This is a genomic window from Edaphobacter sp., from assembly GCF_035532915.1.
Taxonomy (GTDB): Bacteria; Acidobacteriota; Terriglobia; order Terriglobales; family Acidobacteriaceae; genus Edaphobacter.
This window is the reverse complement of sequence record NZ_DATKQC010000316.1, coordinates 1-9777: the sequence shown is the minus strand read 5'-3', so window position 1 is coordinate 9777 and position 9777 is coordinate 1. Positions and strand designations below refer to the sequence as shown.

Annotated in this window: 11 protein-coding genes; 4 read left to right on the top strand and 7 right to left on the bottom strand. The window is 56.2% G+C overall.

Annotated features, from left to right (window positions below; genetic code table 11):
* Window positions 1-376: 376 nt before the first annotated feature.
* The 5 genes from VMU57_RS15005 to VMU57_RS14985 all read right to left on the bottom strand — a co-directional run bounded on the left by VMU57_RS15005 (window position 377) and on the right by VMU57_RS14985 (window position 6085).
* Entirely contained in the window at window positions 377-1006 is a 630-nt protein-coding gene (locus tag VMU57_RS15005; RefSeq protein WP_325384824.1) for a hypothetical protein, read from the bottom strand.
* 26 nt (window positions 1007-1032) lie between these two features.
* Complete coding sequence (locus VMU57_RS15000; protein WP_325384822.1) at window positions 1033-3063, bottom strand: Ig-like domain repeat protein; 2031 nt, start codon at window positions 3061-3063, stop codon at window positions 1033-1035.
* A 17-nt stretch (window positions 3064-3080) separates the two neighbouring features.
* A complete protein-coding gene (locus tag VMU57_RS14995) occupies window positions 3081-3584 on the bottom strand; it encodes a GNAT family N-acetyltransferase (protein ID WP_325384820.1) in 504 nt (167 codons plus the stop codon).
* A gap of 76 nt (window positions 3585-3660) precedes the next feature.
* A complete protein-coding gene (locus VMU57_RS14990; protein WP_325384818.1) occupies window positions 3661-4200 on the bottom strand; it encodes a phage tail protein in 540 nt (179 codons plus the stop codon).
* Window positions 4201-4366: 166 nt separating this feature from the next.
* On the bottom strand, window positions 4367-6085 hold the full coding sequence (locus tag VMU57_RS14985) for a DNRLRE domain-containing protein (RefSeq protein WP_422653411.1): 1719 nt from the start codon (window positions 6083-6085) through the stop codon (window positions 4367-4369).
* Between the two features lie 359 nt (window positions 6086-6444).
* Between VMU57_RS14985 and VMU57_RS14980 the strand changes: the two genes are divergently transcribed.
* From VMU57_RS14980 to VMU57_RS14965, 4 genes are all read left to right on the top strand, one after another.
* On the top strand, window positions 6445-6918 hold the full coding sequence (locus tag VMU57_RS14980; protein WP_325384814.1) for a DoxX family protein: 474 nt from the start codon (window positions 6445-6447) through the stop codon (window positions 6916-6918).
* Entirely contained in the window at window positions 6915-7538 is a 624-nt protein-coding gene (locus VMU57_RS14975; RefSeq protein WP_325384812.1) for a sigma-70 family RNA polymerase sigma factor, read from the top strand. The genes VMU57_RS14980 and VMU57_RS14975 overlap by 4 nt, the downstream gene beginning before the upstream one ends.
* Window positions 7529-7792: a zf-HC2 domain-containing protein gene (locus VMU57_RS14970; protein WP_325384810.1), complete on the top strand. Its 264-nt coding sequence runs from the start codon at window positions 7529-7531 to the stop codon at window positions 7790-7792. Before VMU57_RS14975 ends, VMU57_RS14970 begins: the two co-directional genes overlap by 10 nt.
* A 117-nt stretch (window positions 7793-7909) precedes the next feature.
* Window positions 7910-8374 carry a hypothetical protein gene (locus tag VMU57_RS14965; protein ID WP_325384808.1) on the top strand — a complete coding sequence of 155 codons (465 nt, stop codon included), beginning with the start codon at window positions 7910-7912 and terminating at the stop codon, window positions 8372-8374.
* Here VMU57_RS14965 and VMU57_RS14960 read toward each other — a convergent pair.
* Both VMU57_RS14960 and VMU57_RS14955 read right to left on the bottom strand, forming a co-directional pair.
* Window positions 8369-9238, bottom strand: coding sequence for a DNA-binding domain-containing protein (locus VMU57_RS14960; protein WP_325384806.1), 870 nt, complete (start codon window positions 9236-9238; stop codon window positions 8369-8371). The two genes, VMU57_RS14965 and VMU57_RS14960, sit on opposite strands and share 6 nt — an antisense overlap.
* Window positions 9239-9261: 23 nt before the next feature.
* Window positions 9262-9777 (bottom strand): DUF692 family multinuclear iron-containing protein (locus VMU57_RS14955; protein ID WP_325384804.1); only part of this gene is annotated, 516 nt, incomplete at its 5' end.

Sequence of the window (9777 nt, the reverse complement as noted above, 5' to 3'; positions counted from 1 at the left end):
ACGGTTGTTTTTGCACTACTTCTGGTGCAAAGAATATCCGATTTTCGAGACATGTCAATCGCGCATTTCGTTAATATGAGCCGTGCTTGATTCTTCCCGGTAAAGCGCTATGTTCGGCTCGCACAGACTGTACGCCCTCCCCCCAGACTTGACGGGTAAAGTCTTGCATTCAAAGGGTTTATTTTGTAAAGTCTTGATTATAAACAAGTTGGCCCGACATCGCTGTCGGGCCAACTTGTTTCTGCTTCTGTCTTAATTATAGCTAATCAAGGGAAACTAATTTGCAATATCTAATTCGTCTGTTTTCTGAAGCTTACGTCACTTGGGGGCTTGACAAGATTTTTGAGGATAAAGAGAAAGACGATCGAGTGATCGTCTAGCGATTCAACCGCCAGGTAGAGAAGCGGAAGACCACTCCTGAACTGATCCGAAGATTGTGCTGATGATCATTAATGTTGTTGGGCAGATGGGTGAGGAGATATTCGCCCTCAACCGCCCTGACTGAGAGCCAGTCCCTGACACCAACTTCAAGGCCACCGCCGGGAGCGAAGGCCAGCGAGTTCGCAGCACCGGTGGACTGCGAGTCAGATTTGGGGAAGTAACTGTCGAATCCGTGAACGCCACCGATAACAAATTGCCCATAGAGGGTCAGCCGCCGCATGGTGTGAAACGAGTAGCGCGGGCCAGCCATATAGGTAATCAGGCTGAGGCCCTGCTGCGACTGTGGAACATGGTCGGTTCGGCTGCCTGTTACCTGGGCTACTGCCGCGATACTCTTCCAGACATGGAACAGTTCTTCGCTGCTGCCGCCGTTCAGCAGAAAGCAACCGCAGGTTCCCGGGGGCGCGTTGCCGATCATTGCGATATAGCCGACCGAGAGCGCGATAGGGTGGCTCTTCGAAACCGTTGGCCCCAGATCGCCAGCCTGCTGCGAAGCTGTTTGAGCAGAGACGGAGGCCACCGCTCCCATCAATACTGCCGACATCAAAAGCAAATTAATTCTCATGCGTGCGCGCCTGCTCCTCTGCGGTCTTATTGAATGGCCAGCGTGACCGTGGTGGTGTGCTGCAAGGTTGTATTCGCCGGGGCGGTGGCGGTGGCAGTAATCGTCACCGTGTAGGTCTGCGGATCCTGTGCGAAGAAGCCGCCGCTGCCGCAGCCAGTCAGCCCAAGGGTTGCAGCGCCTGCGATCAGCACGAACAGGATGCTGAGCAGGGTGCGGGGCATACGGGCAGACCTCGCGCGGAGACGCTTATTTCGTAGCACCGGCAGCAGGAACACGGCTGCTGTAATAGGAAGCAGCGGTGCTCTTAGAGGCGATGAAGGAGGAGTATTTGCCGCTTTCAGCGACGCTGTCTTAATGGACAGGCTTAGAGTGGTGGCTCCACTGCCCGAGGCAATCGTTGTAGGCGTAAAGACCACGGTCGCTCCAGGGGGGAGTCCCGAAGCGGTCAAAGAAATGGGAGTATTCAGCACGCCGCCCTGTGGTTGGAGAGCAAAGCTGAAGGTCGCGGTTTGTCCGGGATTAACGGATTGAGTCGTCGCTCCGGTTGCGGTGAGGGTAAAGTCCGTAATCGGCGGCGGAGCGACGGTGAGGACAAAGACGCTGCTCGTGATGGCAGGGTTCAAGGCATCGCCGCCATAGCTGGCCACAAGTCGATGCGAGCCGGGCAATAGCGTCGCCGTACTGATGGTTGCCACATTACTTGTCAGCGGCGCGGAGCCTACCGAGGTTGAGCCGCTGGTAATGTCGAGCAGGCTGACCTGGCCCGTCGCCGTAAGGCTGGCATTGCTGAAGGTCGCCGTCAGCGAGCCGCTGCCGTAGGGAACGCTGGAGGCACCGCTGAGTACAAGGGATTCAGAGAAACCCTTGCCGCCTCCGGTGCCTGAGTTCTGTCCGGCGATCGTGTGAATCACTCCATCCATCCCCACAAGGCGAACCAATTGGTTGTTGGTATCGGACAGCGCAAATGCCCCGCCAGACAACGCTGCAGGCGCGCGAGGCGTATCGAGGATGGCATTGACCGCGGGGCCGCCGTCGCCCGCAAATCCCTGGGAGCCATTGCCTGCCACCGTCGTAATAATGCTTCCTGTGCCTGGGTTGGTAATAAGGCGGATGCGATTGTTGTCGCTGTCGGCAACATAGAGGTTGCCCTGCGCATCGACGCTGAGGCCACGAGGGCGAGCCAGCGACGCGGACGTTCCAGGGCCGCCATCGCCGCCAAAGGTTTTGTTGCGATTGCCAGCCAAAGTCGAGATGGTGCCCGAGGCGTTGACGGCGCGCACAAGCTGGTTGTGGGTATCCCCGATGTAGATCGTGCCTGCCGCATCGACGGCCACTCCATTGGGAGAATCAATTGACGCGGAGGTTGCTGCGCCACCATCGCCCGAAAATCCCTGCTCCCCGTTGCCTGCAACGGTGGTGATGGTCGTGATGGTGGTGGTGGTGGTGAGCTTGCGGATGCGATGGTTATCGGTGTCGGCGATGTAGAGGTTGCCGCTTGAATCGACTGCGAGTGCGGTGGGGTTGCCCAGCGTGGCTGAGGTGGCTGCGCCGCCATCTCCAGAGAAGCCCGCGGTGCCGGTTCCGGCTACCGTTGTAATCGTGCCGCCGCTGACCTTGCGGATGCGGTGATTGTGCGTGTCCGCGATATAGATGGTGCCGGATGCATCAACGGCCACTCCCGCGGGAGAGTCTAGTTGCGCGCTGGTAGCCGGGCCACCGTCGCCCGAGAAGCCCTGCTCTCCGGTGCCTGCAACGGTCGTTATGATGCCGGCCAGGTCTACCTTGCGGATGACATTGTCGTTCAGGTCTGCGATGTAGAGATTTCTCGCGGTGTCGTATGCAACCTGGGCCGGAGCAGCCAAAGAGGCCGCCGTGGCTTGTACGTTGCTGGCCGGCGCAGTCTGTGCCAATGCGCGAAAGCCGCTGGCAGCCGCTCCCGTTCCAATGACGAGCGCTATCGTGAACAGGCGCGAGGCGGCATGATTCAGCCTCGGCCACCAGGACGGTAGAACGTGAGGACTCACTGCCTTTGGCGTGCGCGCTTTTCCGGACTGCAATTTATCCTTTGTGCTTTTCAAATCTTCGTCCCATCCCAGACCATCTGCCTGCGAAGTGAATCTTCACCCTTTAATCTGAATCCGAGCCGCCGATAGAGATGCTCTGCTGAACTGCCCTTCAACACCTGCAGACTCATCTTCCAGTGACGCGACATGCATTCCTGCTGCAGCTCCTGAATGATCTGCGTTCCAATTCCCTGCCGCTGTCTGTCTTGTGCTATTGCGATATCGACCAGGTGCATCCCATCCATCGTTCGATCGGTGAGAATCCTGCCTGACGCCGTTCCGTCATTGGCACAGATAATCTCGCTCAACGCCGTCGGGTGAGTTACACCGTATGCCGCCTGACGAAGCCGAAACTGCATCTGCACAAATACTTCGCGCTGCAACGCGTCCATTCCGGAGTGCATTAGCTCCTCGGCACGCGTCTGCGCATAAAGCTCCAGCAGAAATGCTTCATCCGCGATGCCCGCCTGGCGCAGATGACAGATTGCTTCCGGTATTTGAACTACTGCTGCCATGAGATTCCGACTCGGATTTCATTTGAATGCAACGAAGGAGCATGCCGGAGGCTTGCGCCATCCGGCATACCGCCGGCTATTGACGTGATGGAAAGACGCCCTGCAACGCGATAATGAAGTTGACGCACAGATAGGGCTGGAGATTGTTGTGCGCCTGGCTGCCGCCCGTCATTGAAATTGCCGCAGGAGCCAAAGTCCCCGTAGCGGCCGTCGAAACATAGCCGGAGACTGCGACCGGGGCTCTTGCCGTTCCGGAATTACCTTGAGCCAGAATCGCATTGGTTGGATCGGCAACCGTTCCGGTTAGGTTGCTGACTCCCATCAGATGGTTATGCGCCGGAATCTGAGTGGGGGTAAGGGTTACAGTCTCGCTGCCACTGGAGTCCCCCATGATGTAGGGGCTAAGACCGTTTCCATTGCCTTGATGGATGGGAACGCGGCCTTGCAGATTGGGCAGAGCAAATGTCTGTACGCCATCCCCTCCGTACGTCGTGCCCAACAGGGAAAACAACGCGGCGTTCTGGCTAATCGACATCAACTGCCCGTTGCAAAGCGCCCATCCGTTGGCCGCGAAGTTCCAGCCGACCATCCTGATCTCACCTAAAAAAGGGTCCATACTCTGTATTCCTTTCGTTCGTTGATGCTTCGTTCTACTTCCGTATGCTGAACCACCCTAAGGGGTTGCAGCGCATCCTCAGCGCCGGGCGGGCAAGCTTGCTGTCTCTTCCCCCGCTCTGGCTGGTGCTGCAGATTGTCTGGCCCCTCGTAGACACAGACGGCCGCTACTGGCAAACCAGGTTGACGACCACATTGTTGAACGGGTTGACGTTGGACTCCGAGAAGGCAACGCTGATACTGTCGCCTCCAACGACGGAGAACGTATGCGTCGCGTCCTGGCAGCTCGATCCGCTGTTATTTGTAGTTACGGAGCAGGTCATCGCTGTGGCAACGCCATTCTTATAGACGGTGAGCGTTGTTACATCCGCAGCCGGAGTCTGGTAATTATTGACTCCGACATTGAGAGCGCTCATCGTACAGGCCACAGGCATGGCTACGAAATTGCCTCCAATTGTGGTATTACCCGTAAAAGTGCCGGTGGCGTAGAGCGGCGAGAAGAAATAGGTCGTCCCTGCTGCCCCTGACCCCGGATTTGTAAACTCCATGGCATAGGAGATAGTGTTGATCCCGCTCCCATTCGCGCCTGCGGGCCCGGTCGCTCCAGTCGCTCCGGTTGGTCCGGTGGGGCCGGTTGCTCCAGTTGCGCCCGCAGCTCCCGTGGCTCCCGTAGCGCCAGTTGCACCGGCTTGCGCCAGTACCGCCCAGCTCCCGGTGACATCTGTTGCCGGATTGACTGCGGAATTCGCAATCAGCGCGATATAGCTCGTCCCATTTTCGGAGACCGCATCGCCAATCAAATAAGCCACACTGTTGCTCCAGGTACCCTTAAAGCTGATCGGTGGTCCTTGAGGTCCCTGAGGACCAGCAGCACCTGTAGCGCCGGTCGGACCCGCTGGCCCGGTCGCACCAGTGGCTCCAGTGGCTCCCGTCAAACCTGTCGGGCCTTGCGGTCCGGTTGCGCCAATAGGTCCGATCGGCCCCACGGGACCCTGTACTCCCTGAACACCTTGAATACCCTGTGCTCCGGTAGCGCCAGTTGCTCCCTGCTCGGCCAGCAGCGCCCATTCCGCCGTAGCCGTAGCCGGGTTGTTGCTTATATTGGCATTCTGCAAAGAGATATAACTGGAGCCGTTATAAGAGACAGCGTCTCCCGTGGAATAGGTCGTTGCAGTGCTCCAGGCTCCCAAAAAATTGACAGGAGGCCCTTGAGGCCCGGTGGCTCCTACAGCTCCAGCGGCTCCAATTGCTCCGGTTGCACCAACAGGTCCAATCGGCCCCTGAACCCCCTGCGGCCCCTGAAGTCCGGTTGCCCCAGTCGCACCAGCAGCGCCAGTCGCTCCCGCAACTCCTGGAACTCCCTGTGGCCCTTGATTGACCAGCGTGATATCAAGCCGAGCAGCATGGCTGGTCTCATCATTCTCTTTGCTGTCAAAGAGCACATTCGCCCCGCTCGAGGCTAATGCCAGCCCGTTGTTACTCGCCGGTGCGTTCACCCACGCCTGCACTTGCGACGTAATGTCCACGGTGACATACTGACCCGCCAACAAAACTGGAAGGCTGCCAACTGAACTTCCCGTCGCCGGTGCCGTTGACGACGAAATGCTGTACTCGCCCCAGCTCCCGCTGACCGGAGACACCGTCACGGTTCCGGCCGTATTGACGCGGTTCACAAACAGCGTCAGCGTCGCATGGCTCACCTGAGCCGAAGTCGTTCCCGCAGGCAACGACGACAGATCAAACTGGAGAAAAGCTGTACTCCCATTTCCGACATACAGATTCGAGAGTGCTCCGTAATTGAACCCCGAATGGGCTGAGTTCACACTGGCATCGCCAGTCAGAGTTGCATCAAGGGCAGACGCTTCGTGAACACTGAAAACGAACACGCAGAGGCAAAGGATCAGACGCACGAATCCAAATCGTTTCAAAATAAACACTCCTAAAAAGCACCTACGGATCGGACCTGAAGGTCACCGTGTTTCCTGCAAAGGGCCTGGAGAAGAGAAACCGCAGATAAAATAAACAATGCGTATGCTCTATCCGGCATCTCGCAAGTGAATGAAGATCAAGGGGTACCGTGCAACTTTATCCCTTAGTAGCGGTTTCATGAGTACAACTTTCGTTGCATCTTGATCACGGATGCAACGATTGTTTTAACTAAAGGGCATTTCTGACGAAAGTCTTTGTTTGTAACTTCCTGGCCGTTGATCGCTCTAATGATGCGCGAAGTAACGGAAGAGGCGCGATGAAGAGTTTTATCGGACTGTACACACACTTTTCAAAACTGGCGGCCTATCTACAAACCCCCTTTCTGCTGCTGGTTCGTCTTTATTGGGGATGGCAGCTGGTGCAGTCGGGCTGGGGCAAGCTGCACCATCTCGACAAAGTTACCGATTTCTTCGCGAGCCTCAACCTCCCCGCTCCGGGAGTGACCGCGCATTTTGTGGCAGGACTGGAATTCGTTGGTGGAATCCTGTTGATTCTGGGGCTTGGCTCAAGATTGATAGGCCTGCTGCTGACAGTGAATATGCTGGCTGCCTATTGGACCGCGGACCGCGAGGCGCTGCTGTCCGTCTTTTCCGATCCAGGCAAGTTCTATGCGGCTGCTCCCTACACGTTTCTGTTCGCCTCTGCTATGGTTCTGGTGTTCGGTGCGGGATTGATCTCTGTCGATGCAATGCTGGCAAAGCGCTATCGGGTACGGACTGAAACACTATGATCGAAGGAAGCACCATTCCGGAAGAGGGGCAGCTCATCGCTTCGATTCTGGCCGGTAATACGCACGAATTTCATAGCTTGATTCGCCCTCACGAGCGAACAGTCTATGTGATGGCGCTTACCCTTCTCAAAAATGAAGCCGATGCCGAAGATGTCGCGCAGGAGGCTTTTCTAAAAGCCTTTCGCAACCTTAAGAATTTCCGCTCTGAGTCAAAATTCAGTACCTGGCTCATCAGCATTACGCTAAATGAGGCGCGCAGCCGTCTTCGCCGCAAGAACGCCGTGCCGATGGAATCGCTGGACGAGCCTTCTGATGAACAAGGGCACGTGTCTCCCGCGCTGCTGCGCGACTGGAGAGAGATTCCGTCGGAGGCGGTGGAGCGGCTGGAGATACGGCAGCTACTGCAGCAGGCCGTGGCGGACATCCCGTTGATTTACCGGGAGACCTTCGTTTTACGGGACATGGAAGAACTGAGCGTAAATGAGACCGCGGAGACGCTGGGCATCAGCGTAGCGGCGGTAAAAGTGCGGCTGCATCGAGCACGAATAATGCTACAGAAGCGCTTAGCTCCTCAGCTGAAACAAGTGAATCCAAAACGTAGGTGGCTGCCATGGTTATAGATTGCAAACACGTCTGGGACCATATCTCCGGTTATTTGGATGACACGCTTTCCGCGGAGGTGAAGGAACAGGTGCAACTGCACTTAGAGCACTGCGAAATCTGCTCGGCCATTCTCGACTCGACGCGCAACATTCTGATCCTGACGGCGGATGAGCGAACCTTCGAATTGCCGCTCGGTTTCAGCGAACGACTGCACGCACGCCTGGACGAGGAGATTGGAGGGTTTGAGCCTGCACCGCTGAAGAGCGATTGAGCAGGCGTGACTTTCGATAGGCAATCAAGACCCCTTCATGCATATCACCGTGAAGCTCATATAAAATCCTCAAATACGAGGGAGATTTAGGATCTCAGTTCCCTCTGACGAGTTCTCATGCCGATCAATTCTGTTCCGCCTTTGCAGTCAACCGATCTCTCGGACCGCCTATTGCAAGGCGAGGCGACCAACACTCGGCGCGCGATTGCGTGGTCAAGTTTTCTCTTTGCGCTTCTCCAAAGTATCTGCGGAGCCGTTGTCGCGATCAATGGCCTTCGTCTCACGATTGGGATTGGTGCGCTTGCGCTGACGACAGGGGCCGGAGCAGATCTGGCCCGCTTTCATGCAGCCTGGATTCGGCGCCCCATGATTGCAATCGCGTTGGTAGGTTCGTTATTGAACCTGGCGATCTTCCTGCATGTTCGTTACCTTCGCAATCGACCCGCCTCGCAATGGCGCCAGAAACCCTTGAGTCCTGGGAAATTAAGGATGGAGAGAGTGCAGCTTCTGTTATCTCTCGCGACGCTTGTGCTGATTGGCATCGAAGAGTATCTGCATTTCGGCTTCCACCACACCCTATAACTTCGTGGGCGAATGATCGGGAGGAAGGCAAAACCAGCCTAGTCCGGCTGCGTGTGCGAAATACTCTTGGATCTTCTCTGCCTGGTCTGCTGCGGACAACTTACTATCGCTGAAGGCTTTCTCGATGGCGGCACCGAGCGTAGCTCCTTCCTGAATTGCCAACAGCAGAAGAAATGCCTCACGGTCGATTCGCCTGTAATAAACATTGTTCTCAAGACGATGGATGGCCAAACGAATCACCGAACGCCGCATGGTTGGCAGGCGCTTCAGCTTTTTATGCTTGTGTTCAGAAGCTGCATTGCTGGCAACTCCGGCGGGCTCAGTCTCGCGGTGCACAGCAAGGATGAGTTCGTCCACCGGGTAACGCAGATCCAGCAACTGCAGATGGGGCTGTAAAGATAACTGAGATTCCGCAGTCAAACCACTAATATCCAGCTCGGATAAAGGAGAGAGACTCGCGCGGTCGAACGATTCGATGTAGGCCCATTCGAGCTTTGCTACGTCCACAAGCAGATCATGACGCCTGGGCGCGAACTCGGGATGGCCCTCTAGCCAATGAGATAACTTCGAGCCAAGATTTCGCAGCGTGAACGAAGTCGATGGGTTCTCTTTGAGGTAAGCAAGCACCAGCTGATCAAATTTTTCTTCGCCGAGAATTGCTAATACTCCGGGATAATCTTCCGCCACCGCTCCCATGACACGGAACCAGTACTGGCGGTTGTATATCTCAAGACGATCTGCGGAAGAGAGCAGTTCGTTCGGCTTGATGTAGCTCTCGGCCAGCTTCTGGATCGAGCCTCCATCGCTGGTTGAACCTTGCATCCTGAAATCAGGCGTGAGTGGCCGCATGACGTCCTCGGCCATTCGCCTTTGCAGTTCTAACAGGTTCATGAGTGCATCACCTCATGGCGTACGGCATCTTCAGAGCGCGTTGGACTCTCTGGCGTGACTGAAGCGGTGAGGTAGCGCGTAGCCTTCAGTGCCTCCGCATGGACTTCGTCAAAACTCGGGATATTGTCGTCCCATTCGAGCAGGGTTGCGGTCTCGCCTACACGCTCGATGGCGCGAGCATAGAGCGCCCATACCGGATCGAGCACAGGATGGTCATGCGTATCGAGGGTGTATCTCTCAAACTTTGAGTGGCCGGCGATGTGGATCTGCGCAACACGCTCCACAGGAATGCTGTCTATATAGTCCGATGGATTGAATCCATGGTTCTGCGATGAGACATAGATATTGTTAACGTCGAGCAGGATTCCACAGTCTGCCGCCTCGACTACCTCATTGAGAAACTCCCATTCGGTCATTTGGGATTGATGAAATTCGGCATAACTGCTCACATTTTCCACAGCAACCGGAATCTCAAGAAAGTCTTGAACCTGACGGATACGTTCTGCCGTCGT